The sequence below is a fragment of the Streptococcus pyogenes genome (assembly GCF_002055535.1).
Lineage (GTDB): Bacteria > Bacillota > Bacilli > Lactobacillales > Streptococcaceae > Streptococcus > Streptococcus pyogenes.
In genome coordinates, this window is sequence record NZ_LN831034.1 from 649002 (window position 1) to 662421 (window position 13420).

The window sequence follows — 13420 nt, forward strand, 5'->3', positions numbered from 1 at the left end:
TATGTATAAAGTTTCAATTATTTGCACCAATTATAACAAAGCTCCTTGGATATCTGATGCACTTGACAGTTTTTTAAGCCAAGTGACAGATTTTGAGGTTGAAATTATTGTTATTGATGATGCTTCTACAGATGACTCACGAGAGATTTTAAAGAGTTATCAAAAAAAGTCTTCAGGAAAAATTAAATTACTCTTTAACGAAACTAATATTGGAATAACAAAGACTTGGATAAAAGCATGCCTTTATGCAAAAGGCAAATATATTGCTAGATGTGATGGTGATGATTACTGGACGGATAGTTTTAAACTCCAAAAACAAGTTGATGTCTTAGAAGCTTCCAAACGGTCACGATGGTGTAATACTGATTTTGACTTTGTAAATAGTCAAGGCGACTTATTATATGCTAATGCTTTTTCATCTGGTCATACACCTTTGACAGATACTTACGAAAAAGTTTTAGCCTTAAAAGGGATGACGATGGCATCGACATGGTTAGTTGATGCTGATTTAATGAGACAAGTAAACCAAAAAATCAATGTAGATACACCAGACGATACTTTTGATATTCAACTAGAGTTATTTCAACTGACTCAACTGACCTATATTAAAGACTCAACGACGATTTATCGCATGACAACCGATTCTGATTCAAGACCTACTGATACACCAAAAATGATTTATCGTATTCAAAAACTACTTGATACTCAGTTAAATTACTTAAAAAAGTATAATCAGGTAGATACAAAAGAAGTGTCTGAACTATTATTACAACAAGATGCTAAGCAAGAAATACGAATTCATGAGTTGAGTTGCTTTATTCAAGAATTACAACAAACTATCGTAGATAAAACAAAGCAGCAAGAAACACGTGAAGTGGAGTTGCAAAATGTCATAGAAGAACAAAAAAATCAACTATCTGAATTAAGACAACAATACCATGCCATTATTAATTCACGTCAATGGAAATACACGTCTAAGCTCATTGCTTTTATTAGGAGAAAAAAATGAATCGTATTTTATTATATGTTCACTTCAACAAATACAATAAAATAAGTGCACATGTTTACTATCAATTGGAACAAATGAGATCACTGTTTTCTAAGATTGTTTTTATCTCAAATAGTAAAGTGAGTCACGAAGATTTAAAACGTCTCAAAAACCACTGTCTTATTGATGAGTTTTTGCAACGCAAAAATAAAGGTTTTGATTTTTCTGCATGGCACGATGGCTTGATTATTATGGGATTTGACAAGTTGGAAGAGTTTGACTCATTGACGATTATGAACGATACTTGTTTTGGTCCTATTTGGGAGATGGCTCCTTATTTTGAAAATTTTGAAGAAAAAGAGACAGTTGACTTTTGGGGAATTACTAATAATAGAGGTACAAAAGCTTTTAAAGAACATGTCCAAAGTTATTTTATGACGTTTAAAAATCAAGTCATTCAAAACAAAGTTTTTCAACAATTTTGGCAATCGATAATAGAATATGAAAACGTTCAAGAAGTGATTCAGCATTATGAAACGCAATTAACATCCATTCTCTTAAATGAAGGCTTTAGTTATCAGACGGTCTTTGATACTAGAAAAGCTGAGTCGTCATTCATGCCACATCCGGATTTTTCATATTATAATCCAACAGCAATTTTAAAACACCATGTGCCTTTTATAAAAGTAAAAGCTATTGATGCTAACCAGCATATCGCTCCTTACTTATTGAATCTGATACGAGAAACAACCAATTATCCTATAGATCTTATTGTTTCACATATGTCGCAAATCTCTTTGCCAGATACTAAGTACCTTTTATCTCAAAAATACCTAAACTGCCAACGGTTAGCAAAACAAACTTGTCAAAAGGTAGCTGTTCATTTACATGTTTTTTACGTTGATTTGCTAGATGAATTTTTAACAGCTTTCGAAAACTGGAACTTCCATTATGATCTTTTTATTACAACAGATAGTGATATCAAAAGAAAAGAGATCAAAGAAATACTTCAAAGAAAAGGTAAAACTGCTGATATACGCGTTACGGGAAATAGAGGAAGAGATATTTATCCAATGTTATTACTAAAAGATAAACTTTCTCAATATGATTATATTGGTCATTTCCATACGAAAAAATCAAAAGAAGCTGATTTTTGGGCAGGAGAATCTTGGCGAAAAGAATTGATTGATATGCTCGTGAAACCAGCAGATAGTATTCTTAGCGCTTTTGAGACAGATGATATTGGTATTATAATCGCAGATATTCCAAGTTTTTTTAGATTTAATAAGATTGTCAATGCTTGGAATGAGCATTTAATCGCTCAAGAAATGATGTCTTTGTGGAGAAAAATGGATGTTAAAAAACAAATTGATTTTCAAGCTATGGATACATTTGTTATGAGTTATGGAACATTTGTATGGTTTAAATACGATGCTCTAAAATCACTTTTTGATTTAGAATTAACTCAAAATGATATTCCAAGTGAACCTTTACCACAAAACTCTATATTACATGCGATTGAGCGGTTACTTGTCTATATAGCGTGGGGGGATTCTTATGATTTTAGGATTGTTAAAAATCCCTATGAGTTAACACCTTTTATTGACAATAAACTGTTAAATTTACGTGAAGATGAAGGAGCTCATACCTACGTTAACTTTAATCAAATGGGCGGTATCAAAGGAGCATTGAAATATATTATCGTTGGTCCCGCTAAAGCAATGAAGTATATATTCTTGCGTTTAATGGAGAAACTTAAATGATTAAAGACACATTTTTAAAAACCAATTGGTTAAATATTAGTCACCATATTATCCTTCTTGTTTTCGGTTTTTATTTCAGTTTTTACAGTTTGGCGAAAGAACTAGTAAGCTCCACGGCACAACCGGTAAACTATTATGCTCATTTACTAAATGTTTCTTTTGTGGGATATATTATATCACTGATTGGATTATCTTATTATTTGAGTCGCCAAGTTAGTCGACAGTTGTTTTTGAAAACTAGTTTTATTGTGATATCTTATCTAATTGTCAGCTATTGGGTACAAATAACACAGCACCTGAATGATAAACGGTTTGATATCTGGTCATTAACTAAAAATCAATTTTATCAATTTCAAGCTCTACCTTCTTTACTCATTATTTTAGTGATGGCCACTTTAATAAAAATATTGGTAGCATATTTTGCAATAGAAAAAGATAGATTTGGGCTATTAGGCTATCAAGGTAATACTTTTTCTGTAGCTCTGATTTTAGCAGTTGTGCCAATTAATGACATACATCTGTTAAAACTAATAAGTTCTCGATTTTCTGAATTAGTAACAGCAGGTAATAGCCAAATTGCACTGTTAAAAATAAGTGGACTGTTGATAGTTTTACTTGTCATATTTGCAACAATCATATACGTGGTTTTAAATGCTCTAAAACACCTTAAGTCAAATAAACCTTCATTTTCAGTAGCAGCTACTACTAGTTTGTTTTTAGCATTAGTTTTTAACTATACGTTCCAGTATGGAGTAAAAGGTGATGAAGCATTGCTAGGATATTATGTTTTCCCTGGAGCTACTCTTTTTCAGATAGTAGCTATTACACTAGTTGCTCTTTTAGCATACGTGATAACGAATAGATATTGGCCAACTACCTTCTTTTTGCTTATTCTGGGAACAATTATTTCTGTTGTTAATGATTTAAAAGAATCAATGAGAAGCGAGCCGTTATTAGTAACTGATTTTGTTTGGTTACAAGAATTAGGTTTAGTGACAAGCTTTGTTAAAAAATCGGTGATTGTAGAAATGGTTGTAGGACTTGCTATTTGTATTGTGGTAGCTTGGTATCTACATGGCCGAGTTTTAGCAGGGAAATTATTTATGAGCCCTGTCAAACGGGCAAGTGCTGTATTAGGTTTATTTATTGTATCTTGTAGTATGTTAATACCATTTTCTTATGAAAAAGAAGGTAAAATATTATCTGGTCTTCCGATTATTTCGGCTTTAAATAATGATAATGACATAAACTGGTTAGGTTTTTCAACAAATGCTAGGTACAAATCTTTAGCATATGTTTGGACAAGACAGGTGACCAAGAAAATAATGGAAAAACCGACAAATTATAGCCAAGAAACAATAGCGAGTATCGCTCAGAAGTACCAAAAATTAGCAGAAGATATTAATAAAGACAGAAAAAATAATATTGCTGACCAAACGGTTATTTATCTTTTAAGTGAAAGCTTGTCAGATCCTGATAGAGTATCAAATGTTACTGTTAGCCACGATGTTTTACCTAATATCAAGGCAATCAAAAATAGCACAACTGCGGGACTCATGCAGTCAGACTCCTACGGGGGTGGAACGGCTAACATGGAGTTTCAAACGTTAACAAGCTTACCTTTTTATAATTTTTCTTCTTCAGTATCTGTTCTTTATTCAGAAGTCTTTCCTAAAATGGCCAAACCTCATACGATTAGTGAGTTTTACCAAGGAAAAAATCGTATTGCGATGCATCCTGCTAGTGCTAACAATTTTAATAGAAAAACAGTTTATAGTAATTTAGGTTTTTCCAAATTCTTAGCTCTATCGGGTTCTAAGGATAAGTTTAAGAACATTGAAAATGTCGGTTTATTGACTAGCGATAAAACTGTCTATAATAATATTTTATCTTTAATTAATCCTAGTGAAAGCCAATTTTTCTCAGTTATTACAATGCAAAATCATATTCCTTGGTCATCCGATTATCCTGAAGAAATTGTTGCTGAAGGAAAAAATTTCACGGAAGAAGAAAATCACAACCTAACAAGTTATGCTCGGTTATTATCGTTTACTGATAAGGAAACAAGAGCATTTTTAGAAAAATTAACACAAATTAACAAGCCTATCACAGTGGTGTTTTACGGAGATCATTTACCCGGTTTATATCCTGATAGTGCTTTTAACAAGCATATTGAAAATAAATACCTTACTGATTATTTTATTTGGAGTAATGGTACTAACGAGAAAAAAAATCATCCGCTTATCAACTCAAGTGATTTTACTGCAGCTTTATTTGAGCATACTGATTCAAAAGTATCACCTTACTATGCTTTGTTAACAGAGGTACTGAATAAAGCTAGTGTCGATAAATCACCAGATAGTCCTGAAGTTAAAGCTATTCAGAATGATTTAAAAAATATCCAATACGATGTGACTATAGGAAAAGGTTACCTTTTGAAACACAAAACTTTTTTTAAGATATCACGTTAAGAAAAATGCTAGGCTGTCCGAGTATAGGCAAGCATCAAGGTTTGGTAATTTGCTCAAATGATTGTCAACAGAGTGTCTAGGACCAGGTTTAAAAGATTATAATTCTTAAGGTCTTATTCGTTTATAAAAAATGAATACTCTTTTAAAATCTTAATTGAAATGAATAGGAGAAGTTTTCGTGAAAAAGTTAATCATTATTCCTGCTTACAATGAAAGCAGTAATATTGTCAATACTATACGTACTATTGAATCAGATGCCCCGGATTTTGACTATATCATTATTGATGATTGCTCAACGGATAATACGTTAGCAATATGTCAAAAACAGGGGTTCAATGTTATTTCTTTGCCCATTAACCTGGGAATTGGCGGTGCGGTGCAAACTGGCTATCGTTATGCACAAAGATGTGGATATGACGTTGCAGTTCAAGTAGATGGAGATGGTCAGCACAATCCATGCTATTTGGAAAAAATGGTTGAGGTATTAGTTCAATCTTCAGTAAATATGGTAATTGGATCACGATTTATCACAAAAGAAGGGTTTCAGTCATCATTTGCTCGACGTATCGGCATAAAGTATTTTACTTGGCTTATTGCGCTACTAACAGGAAAAAAAATAACAGATGCAACGTCAGGTCTAAGGTTAATTGACCGTTCATTGATTGAACGTTTTGCTAATCATTATCCAGATGATTATCCTGAACCTGAAACAGTTGTTGATGTATTGGTTAGTCATTTTAAAGTGAAAGAAATTCCTGTTGTAATGAATGAGCGACAAGGCGGTGTGTCATCTATCTCGTTGACGAAATCGGTCTATTATATGATTAAAGTGACTTTAGCTATTTTAGTTGTTAGATTGAAAGGAAATCGTTAAAATGACGGTAACAGCCAGTTTATTTATAAGTTTTATTGTATTAACCTTTGTTTTCTTTTTGATTAACTTAATCAAAAAAGATAAACTAGCGATTAAGTACTCTTTATTGTGGTTTATTTTAGCTTTATTAATTTTACTATTTACGTGGTTACCTAACATATTAAATAAAATGTCTCACTTCCTGGGTATTCATTCACCAACCAATATGTTATTCTTTTTAGGTTTTTGTTTGAGTTTAGCTATTATTTTTTCACTGACTAATAATATTTCACTTCAAAATGATAAAGTAAAACGTCTGACCCAAGAAGTGGCCCTTATGAAAAAAGAGAAAACCAATGATTAATCCTTCAAAACAAAACCAAACGATTTTTTTATGGAATATGTTAGGAAGTTTATCAACAGCTGTAATATCAGTTATATTACTTATGGTGGTTACTAGGTTACTAACTTCGGCTGATTCAGATATTTACGCCTTTGCCTATTCTTTTGCTAATATGATGGTAGTTGTTGGACTTTTTCAGGTTCGTAATTATCAAGCAACAGATATTAATGAAAAATATTCCTTTAGTCAGTACTTAGTGGCAAGACTGATGACTTGTTTATTAATGTTAGCCATAACAGTAATTTATTTAACGTTAACTAAGACAGATAGCTACAAGAGTACAATTGTCTTTCTAGTCTGTTTCTATAGATCGACAGATGCTTTTTCGGATTTATATCAGGGAATGTTCCAACAACATGAACGGCTGGATATTGCAGGTAAATCGCTAGCCTACAGAAATACTCTTATTTTTATGGTGTACACAGCAATAATATTATATTCCAAAAATCTTACTTTAGCATTAGTAGCTGTCTGTATAGTTTCATTAGTTTTTATAATGTATTATGACATTGGTCATTCGAAAAAATTTCAAAAGTTGATGTTTAGTGAATTATTAAGTAATATTTCATTTCAAAACAGTTTAAAGTTATTAAAAGAAAGTTTTCCACTTTTTCTAAACGGTTTTTTGATTATCTATATTTATACTCAACCAAAATACGCTATTGAACTAATGACGACTTTAGGTGAAGTTGCTTTGGGCTCTCAAACAATTTTTAATATTTTATTTATGCCAGCCTTTGTTATGAATTTGCTAATTTTATTTTTTAGACCTCATATTACACAGATGGCTATTGCTTTAATCAGAGGTCAAATAAAAGAGTTTAATAAGATACAAGTTCAATTGTTTGCTTATTTAGGAGTTTTTTCACTGATAGCGTTAGTTGGAAGTGGTTTGTTTGGTATTCCCTTTTTATCAATACTATATGGTACTAACCTTACGGATTATTGGGTAGATTTTATGTTGATTATGCTAGGAGGCTCGATTGGTAGTTTTGCGACAGTTATCGATAATATCTTAACCGCTATGAGAAAACAGCAACTTCTTCTTATTCCATATACAGGAGGATTTTTGATTTCGTTATTAATTACCAATCTTTTTGTTATGAAATATCATATTTTAGGAGCTGCTTTGAGCTTTTTAATAACAATGTTGGTTTGGTTGGGATTATCCATTATGATTTATCTATTTATTATGAATAGATTTAAGAAGGGAAGAGTTAATGCAACAATCTATGACTAAAGTTAAATATCTTTGGAAAGAAAATAATAACTATATTTATTCGACTTTTTTGACATTACTTCTGACAGTTATTTTATATGCCAATAGTTTAAATCTACCTTTAAAATTTATTAGTCTTCTTTTTGTGGTGAGCACTTTACTGATAGTGTTTTTACCAAAAAAGTTAGAGGTTGCTACGATCATTTTTATTTTAGTATTTGGAACGATATCTGCTATCATATCACCTATAAATGATATTCCTGATGAATATGTTCATTATTCAAGGACAGTTTATATCTCAGAAGGTGATATTAATCTTACCAACAATAACAAAAAGTTAAGAATATCCAAAGATGTTGATAAGCTTATTAAACAGTCAGGAAAAACATTTATAACATCAAACTTGAAAGCAACTAAACACAGCACAAGAGAGTATAGCTATCCTTACATCAAAGGAACTAATGCATATTATAGTTTTTCTTATATACCACAAGCTTTGGGTATTTTAGTAGGAAATGCGCTGGATTTACCTATACTTTTAACATATTATTTCGGAAGATTGTGCAACCTTATTAGCTACGCTATGCTTGCTTTTATAGCTATCAAGTTGTCTGGTTCTTTTAAACAAGTGATAGCTGTTGTTACTTTACTACCTATGAACATTTATTTAGCAGCATCTTTTAATCAAGACGGCTTTGCTATCGGTTTAGTTTTAGTAACAATTGGATTGTTTATTAACTTGCTCTCATCAAAAGATAAATCTAACTATAATACCAAATTCTTCCTTTATTTAGTTCTATGTGGGTTACTAGTTCTTTCAAAATTCACATACTTTTTATTAGTATGCCTTCCATTATTTATTCCTAATGAAAAATTCGGAAAAAATACCAAGTTAGTCATCTTGAAAAAATTGGGAGGACTATTACTCATTTTTCTTTTTGCTGCAATGTGGTTTAGACTTTATGGACAGGTTAAAACCCCATATGTCGCGGATTTTCTAAAAGAAGTAAACGTTAGCCAGCAAGTTAAAAATATGCTAGAATCCCCTATAGTCTATAGCAGTATTATTATTAGACATATGGTAATTAATCTGATTAATATGAATAATATTTTTCAGTTTGGCGCATTAAGCTATGGTATAACGAACCTTTTCCCGCTTTATGTGTGTTTCTTCTTTTTTGTTTATATTAGTAATGCTAGTAAAATAACTATTAATATTGTAGAAAAAATGGGTATAATCTTTGTTATTTCAGCGATTATAGGTGCAACTGTATTAGCTATGTACCTGACTTGGACACCAGTAGGGTCCTCAACTGTCTTAGGTGTTCAAAGTCGTTATCTGATAGGAATTATCCCATTAGTGTTGCTTCTTTTTAGTAGTCAACAGCAAAAGTTCAAACAAATAGAGGATATCCTTTCTGACAAACTGGCTATTCATGTTTCGCTTTTGTTTATTCTTGCAATGTTAATGAGTACTATTTTTAGATATTATCATTAAACTCTTAATTAGAGGCTTTAAAAAACTTAGCTTGAATAAGTATTTTAAAGCCTTTTATGCTATAATTAAATTGAGAAATTATTGAGGTGGCCTATGAAGTACGATAACTTGTTAGATCGATTTATAAAATATGTCAAAGTGAATACAAGAAGCGTTCCAGACAGTGAGACTACTCCTAGTACGGAGAGTCAAGAAGCATTTGCCTTAACGATTTTAAAGCCTGAAATGGAGGCAATTGGTTTGCAAGATGTTCATTATAATCCAGTTAATGGCTATCTTATTGGAACTCTGCCTGCCAATAATCCAACCTTGACGCGTAAAATTGGTTTTATAGCCCATATGGATACGGCTGATTTCAATGCTGAAAATGTTAATCCGCAGATTATTGACAATTATCAAGGAGGGGACATTACACTTGGCAGTTCTAATTATAAGTTGGATCCAAAAGCATTTCCAAATCTTAATAATTATATCGGTCAAACATTGATTACCACTGATGGGACTACACTTTTAGGGGCAGATGATAAATCTGGTATTGCTGAAATCATGACAGCAATAGAATTCTTGACATCACAACCACAAATAGAGCACTGTGACATTAAAGTGGCTTTTGGCCCTGATGAAGAGATTGGGGTCGGAGCTGATAAGTTTGAGGTGGCTGATTTTGAGGTGGATTTTGCTTATACTATGGATGGCGGTCCTTTAGGCGAATTGCAATATGAAACTTTCAGCGCTGCAGCTCTAGAAGTGACTTTTTTAGGCAGAAATGTTCATCCTGGTACGGCTAAGGATCAAATGATTAATGCCCTTGAGTTAGCAATAGATTTTCATGAGAAGCTACCTGCTAAAGATCGGCCTGAATACACAGATGGTTATCAAGGTTTCTATCACTTAACGGGACTAACTGGAACAGTTGAAGAGGCACGCGCATCTTACATTATTCGTGATTTTGAAGAAGCATCATTTGAAGCTAGAAAAGTGAAAGTTGAAAATATAGCTCAATCGATGAATGCTCAGCTAGGAACAAAACGTGTCTTGGTAGAGCTTAATGACCAATACTACAATATGAAAAAAGTTATCGAAAAAGATATGACCGCTATTGAGTTAGCTAAAGAAGTAATGGAAGAGCTTGCTATCAAGCCTGTAATCGAACCCATACGTGGAGGAACAGATGGCTCTAAAATTTCATTTATGGGTATTCCCACTCCTAATATTTTTGCAGGGGGTGAGAATATGCACGGGCGTTTTGAGTTTGTTAGCTTACAAACGATGGAGAGAGCTGTCGATGTCATTATTGGACTTGTTTGCAAAGCCTAATTATCATGGAATTGATATTTAGTGGAAGGGGCTTATAAAAATGATTAAACTATTTGGTAAAATAAGGTATCACTGGCAGCCAGAGTTGTCTTGGTCTATTATTTATTGGTCTATTGCGTTTGCACCTATTTTTGTAGGTTTATCTTTGTTGTATGAGCGCACTGAAATACCTAGTCGGGTTTTTATTCTATTTGCTATTTTTGCTGTCCTAGTTGGCATTGGATTACATCGTTATTTCATTATTGAAAATAATGGTATTTTAAGAATCGTATCTTTTAAATTGTTTGGTCCACGTAAGCTACTTATTTCCACTATTACTAAGATTGAGGTGACCAAATCAACACTTTGTCTGCACGTTGAAGATAAAAGTTATCTCTTTTATATGCGCAAATGGCCTAAAAAATATTTTCTTGATGCCTTAGCGGTTAATCCATACTTCCAAGGAGAAGTTATATTAAGTGATAACTTTATTAAATTAGACTATTTTGAAGTTTATCAGCATGATAAAAAAGCCCTTACTCGAGGGTAAGAGCTTTAGTTGGGCAAGATTTGACAGCTAAAATAGCGTCCTTATCTGAAGGACAAATTGACTGACTTGTTTCAGATGAGCTTGAAAATGTGACGATACCATTGTCATGATAATCAAAAAGTGATGAATAGGTTTGGCATAGACCACAAGCGATGCATTTTTCTGGAATGATAGATACTTTCATAACTATTATTCTAATATGATTTTGTTAAATTAACAAGGGGGGACGATCATGGCTAAAGAACCATGGGAAGAAAAAATTGTTGATGATACTATAGGGACACGAACACGTAAATCAAGAAATGCTTTCATTAGCACGCCTTGGTTGACTGCTTTATTAAGTGTATTCTTTGTCATCATTGTTGCTATACTTTTTATTTTCTTCTATACATCAAATAGCGGTAGTAATAGACAAGCTGAAACAAATGGTTTTTATGGAGCATCCACTCATAAAAAAACAAGGAAAGCTTCTAACGCTAAAAAAACATCAAGTAGTTCAACAACTACAGACACAACACCTTCTAGCGAAGAAACACTTGCTTCTAGTGAAGGAACTGGCGAAACCCTTACTGTATTGGCAGGTGAGGGGGCAGCTTCTATTGCAGCTCGTGCAGGTATTTCTGTGGAGCAGTTACAAGCACTTAATCCAGAGCACATGACTCAAGGATATTGGTATGCCAATCCAGGAGATCAAGTCACTATTAAATAATTGAAGAGGAAAAAATGAAAGCAATTAAAATTGCGATTGATGGGCCAGCTTCAAGTGGAAAAAGTACAGTAGCCAAGATTATTGCAAAAAATCTTGGCTATACTTATCTAGATACTGGTGCTATGTATCGCTCAGCAACTTATATCGCACTGACACATGGCTATACGGGTAAAGAAGTAGCCCTTATCTTAGAGGAACTTGAGAAAAATCCTATTTTCTTTAAAAAAGCAAAAGATGGCTCCCAATTAGTTTTTCTTGGGGATGAGGACGTGACCTTAGCCATTAGGCAAAATGATGTGACTAACAATGTTTCTTGGATCTCAGCTTTGCCAGAAATTAGAGAAGAGCTGGTTCATCAACAAAGACGCATTGCACAAGCTGGTGGCATTATCATGGATGGTCGTGACATTGGAACGGTTGTTCTCCCAGATGCGGAACTAAAAATCTTTTTAGTGGCTTCTGTCGAAGAGCGGGCAGAGCGCCGCTATAAAGAAAACCTAGAAAAAGGAATTGAATCAGATTTTGAGACGCTAAAAGAAGAGATTGCAGCTCGTGATTACAAGGATAGTCATCGTAAGGTTTCACCTCTAAAAGCAGCTGAAGATGCCCTTATTTTTGATACCACAGGTGTTTCTATTGATGGCGTGGTGCAATTTATCCAAGAAAAAGCAGAAAAAATAGTTGACATGTCCTAGAGCCTATGTTAGAATAGTAACAATGAGAAAAGTAGAAGTGAGAGCTTCTCGCCTTGCGACTTAGGTTGTCTGGCCCTAACATGTCAAATTCCTATGGAATATTATGTGTGCGGGCTTGATTTATCAAGTCCGCTTTCGTTTTTCTCTAAAAAAATAAAGAGGTGAAGATCATAGCTAAAAAGGATCTATTCATTAATGATGAAATTCGCGTTCGCGAAGTTCGTCTCGTTGGTCTTGAAGGTGAACAATTAGGTATTAAACCATTGTCTGAAGCGCAATCATTGGCTGATGCTTCAAATGTTGATTTGGTTTTAATCCAGCCACAAGCTGTTCCTCCTGTTGCCAAACTTATGGACTATGGAAAGTTCAAATTTGAGTATCAAAAGAAACAGAAAGAACAACGTAAAAAACAAAGCGTTGTGACTGTGAAAGAAGTTCGTCTCAGTCCAGTTATCGATAAAGGTGACTTTGAAACAAAACTTCGTAACGGTCGTAAATTCCTTGAAAAAGGAAATAAAGTTAAGGTTTCTATTCGTTTCAAAGGACGTATGATTACTCATAAAGAGATTGGTGCCAAGGTACTAGCTGACTTTGCTGAAGCGACTCAAGATATTGCTATCATTGAGCAACGAGCAAAAATGGATGGACGCCAAATGTTTATGCAACTTGCACCAATTTCAGACAAGAAGTAATTGTCACAGTTTCATTATATCTTTAAGAGGAGAATACTAAAATGCCAAAACAAAAAACACACCGCGCATCAGCTAAACGTTTTAAACGTACAGGTTCAGGCGGTTTGAAACGCTTCCGCGCCTTTACATCACACCGTTTCCACGGAAAAACTAAAAAACAACGTCGTCATCTTCGTAAAGCTGGTTTGGTTAGCTCAGGAGATTTCAAACGTATCAAAGCAATGGTTACTGGTCTTTAATTTTAAAGGCAGTAGACATTTACGAGTATTATAAGAATTATTTG

14 protein-coding genes and 1 other annotated feature are annotated in these 13420 nt (G+C 33.4%); of the genes, 13 read left to right on the forward strand and 1 reads right to left on the reverse strand.

From position 1 onward, the window contains the following. Position 1: 1 nt before the first annotated feature. From B6D67_RS03475 to B6D67_RS03515, 9 genes are all read left to right on the forward strand, one after another. Positions 2-1009: a glycosyltransferase family 2 protein gene (locus tag B6D67_RS03475; RefSeq protein ID WP_010922133.1), complete on the forward strand. Its 1008-nt coding sequence runs from the start codon at positions 2-4 to the stop codon at positions 1007-1009. After that, positions 1006-2751 (forward strand): rhamnan synthesis F family protein, encoded by a 1746-nt coding sequence (locus B6D67_RS03480; protein WP_010922134.1) that lies wholly within the window; start codon positions 1006-1008, stop codon positions 2749-2751. Before B6D67_RS03475 ends, B6D67_RS03480 begins: the two co-directional genes overlap by 4 nt. After that, on the forward strand, positions 2748-5222 hold the full coding sequence (locus B6D67_RS03485; RefSeq protein WP_011285478.1) for an LTA synthase family protein: 2475 nt from the start codon (positions 2748-2750) through the stop codon (positions 5220-5222). Before B6D67_RS03480 ends, B6D67_RS03485 begins: the two co-directional genes overlap by 4 nt. A 178-nt stretch (positions 5223-5400) precedes the next feature. Further along, positions 5401-6096: a glycosyltransferase family 2 protein gene (locus B6D67_RS03490; RefSeq protein WP_002985169.1), complete on the forward strand. Its 696-nt coding sequence runs from the start codon at positions 5401-5403 to the stop codon at positions 6094-6096. Position 6097: 1 nt separating this feature from the next. Continuing rightward, the gene (locus B6D67_RS03495) at positions 6098-6439 is read left to right on the forward strand and encodes a DUF2304 domain-containing protein (protein WP_002985167.1); all 342 of its coding nucleotides are present in this window, start codon (positions 6098-6100) and stop codon (positions 6437-6439) included. Beyond that, on the forward strand, positions 6432-7718 hold the full coding sequence (locus tag B6D67_RS03500; RefSeq protein ID WP_010922136.1) for a lipopolysaccharide biosynthesis protein: 1287 nt from the start codon (positions 6432-6434) through the stop codon (positions 7716-7718). The genes B6D67_RS03495 and B6D67_RS03500 overlap by 8 nt, the downstream gene beginning before the upstream one ends. After that, entirely contained in the window at positions 7699-9195 is a 1497-nt protein-coding gene (locus B6D67_RS03505) for a DUF2142 domain-containing protein (RefSeq protein ID WP_002990274.1), read from the forward strand. Before B6D67_RS03500 ends, B6D67_RS03505 begins: the two co-directional genes overlap by 20 nt. Before the next feature lie 93 nt (positions 9196-9288). Next, complete coding sequence (pepT, locus tag B6D67_RS03510; RefSeq protein ID WP_010922137.1) at positions 9289-10512, forward strand: peptidase T; 1224 nt, start codon at positions 9289-9291, stop codon at positions 10510-10512. Between the two features lie 40 nt (positions 10513-10552). Next, the gene (locus tag B6D67_RS03515; RefSeq protein WP_002990272.1) at positions 10553-11041 is read left to right on the forward strand and encodes an EbsA family protein; all 489 of its coding nucleotides are present in this window, start codon (positions 10553-10555) and stop codon (positions 11039-11041) included. Here B6D67_RS03515 and B6D67_RS03520 read toward each other — a convergent pair. Next, the gene (locus B6D67_RS03520; protein WP_002985158.1) at positions 11028-11225 is read right to left on the reverse strand and encodes a ferredoxin; all 198 of its coding nucleotides are present in this window, start codon (positions 11223-11225) and stop codon (positions 11028-11030) included. The genes B6D67_RS03515 and B6D67_RS03520 overlap by 14 nt on opposite strands. 48 nt (positions 11226-11273) lie before the next feature. Here B6D67_RS03520 and B6D67_RS03525 point away from each other — a divergent pair, with 48 nt between their 5' ends. The 4 genes from B6D67_RS03525 to rpmI all read left to right on the forward strand — a co-directional run bounded on the left by B6D67_RS03525 (position 11274) and on the right by rpmI (position 13376). After that, on the forward strand, positions 11274-11750 hold the full coding sequence (locus B6D67_RS03525; protein WP_002990270.1) for an SAG1386/EF1546 family surface-associated protein: 477 nt from the start codon (positions 11274-11276) through the stop codon (positions 11748-11750). A gap of 14 nt (positions 11751-11764) precedes the next feature. Then, positions 11765-12445, forward strand: coding sequence for a (d)CMP kinase (cmk, locus tag B6D67_RS03530; RefSeq protein WP_002990268.1), 681 nt, complete (start codon positions 11765-11767; stop codon positions 12443-12445). Positions 12446-12468: 23 nt separating this feature from the next. Further along, positions 12469-12592 (forward strand) — a sequence feature (ribosomal protein L20 leader region). Between the two features lie 14 nt (positions 12593-12606). After that, entirely contained in the window at positions 12607-13137 is a 531-nt protein-coding gene (gene infC, locus B6D67_RS03535) for a translation initiation factor IF-3 (RefSeq protein ID WP_002985152.1), read from the forward strand. A gap of 41 nt (positions 13138-13178) precedes the next feature. Further along, positions 13179-13376, forward strand: coding sequence for a 50S ribosomal protein L35 (gene rpmI / locus B6D67_RS03540; protein ID WP_002985151.1), 198 nt, complete (start codon positions 13179-13181; stop codon positions 13374-13376). Positions 13377-13420 lie beyond the last annotated feature (44 nt).

What these genes read in the sequence shown, in the direction of transcription:
- B6D67_RS03475 (WP_010922133.1), top strand. Translation starts at nt 2, where the DNA reads ATGTATAAAGTTTCAATTATTTGCACCAATTATAACAAAGCTCCTTGG.
- B6D67_RS03480 (WP_010922134.1), top strand. Translation starts at nt 1,006, where the DNA reads ATGAATCGTATTTTATTATATGTTCACTTCAACAAATACAATAAAATA.
- B6D67_RS03485 (WP_011285478.1), top strand. Translation starts at nt 2,748, where the DNA reads ATGATTAAAGACACATTTTTAAAAACCAATTGGTTAAATATTAGTCAC.
- B6D67_RS03495 (WP_002985167.1), top strand. Translation starts at nt 6,098, where the DNA reads ATGACGGTAACAGCCAGTTTATTTATAAGTTTTATTGTATTAACCTTT.
- B6D67_RS03500 (WP_010922136.1), top strand. Translation starts at nt 6,432, where the DNA reads ATGATTAATCCTTCAAAACAAAACCAAACGATTTTTTTATGGAATATG.
- B6D67_RS03505 (WP_002990274.1), top strand. Translation starts at nt 7,699, where the DNA reads ATGCAACAATCTATGACTAAAGTTAAATATCTTTGGAAAGAAAATAAT.
- pepT (WP_010922137.1), top strand. Translation starts at nt 9,289, where the DNA reads ATGAAGTACGATAACTTGTTAGATCGATTTATAAAATATGTCAAAGTG.
- B6D67_RS03515 (WP_002990272.1), top strand. Translation starts at nt 10,553, where the DNA reads ATGATTAAACTATTTGGTAAAATAAGGTATCACTGGCAGCCAGAGTTG.
- B6D67_RS03520 (WP_002985158.1), bottom strand. Translation starts at nt 11,225, where the DNA reads ATGAAAGTATCTATCATTCCAGAAAAATGCATCGCTTGTGGTCTATGC.
- B6D67_RS03525 (WP_002990270.1), top strand. Translation starts at nt 11,274, where the DNA reads ATGGCTAAAGAACCATGGGAAGAAAAAATTGTTGATGATACTATAGGG.
- cmk (WP_002990268.1), top strand. Translation starts at nt 11,765, where the DNA reads ATGAAAGCAATTAAAATTGCGATTGATGGGCCAGCTTCAAGTGGAAAA.
- rpmI (WP_002985151.1), top strand. Translation starts at nt 13,179, where the DNA reads ATGCCAAAACAAAAAACACACCGCGCATCAGCTAAACGTTTTAAACGT.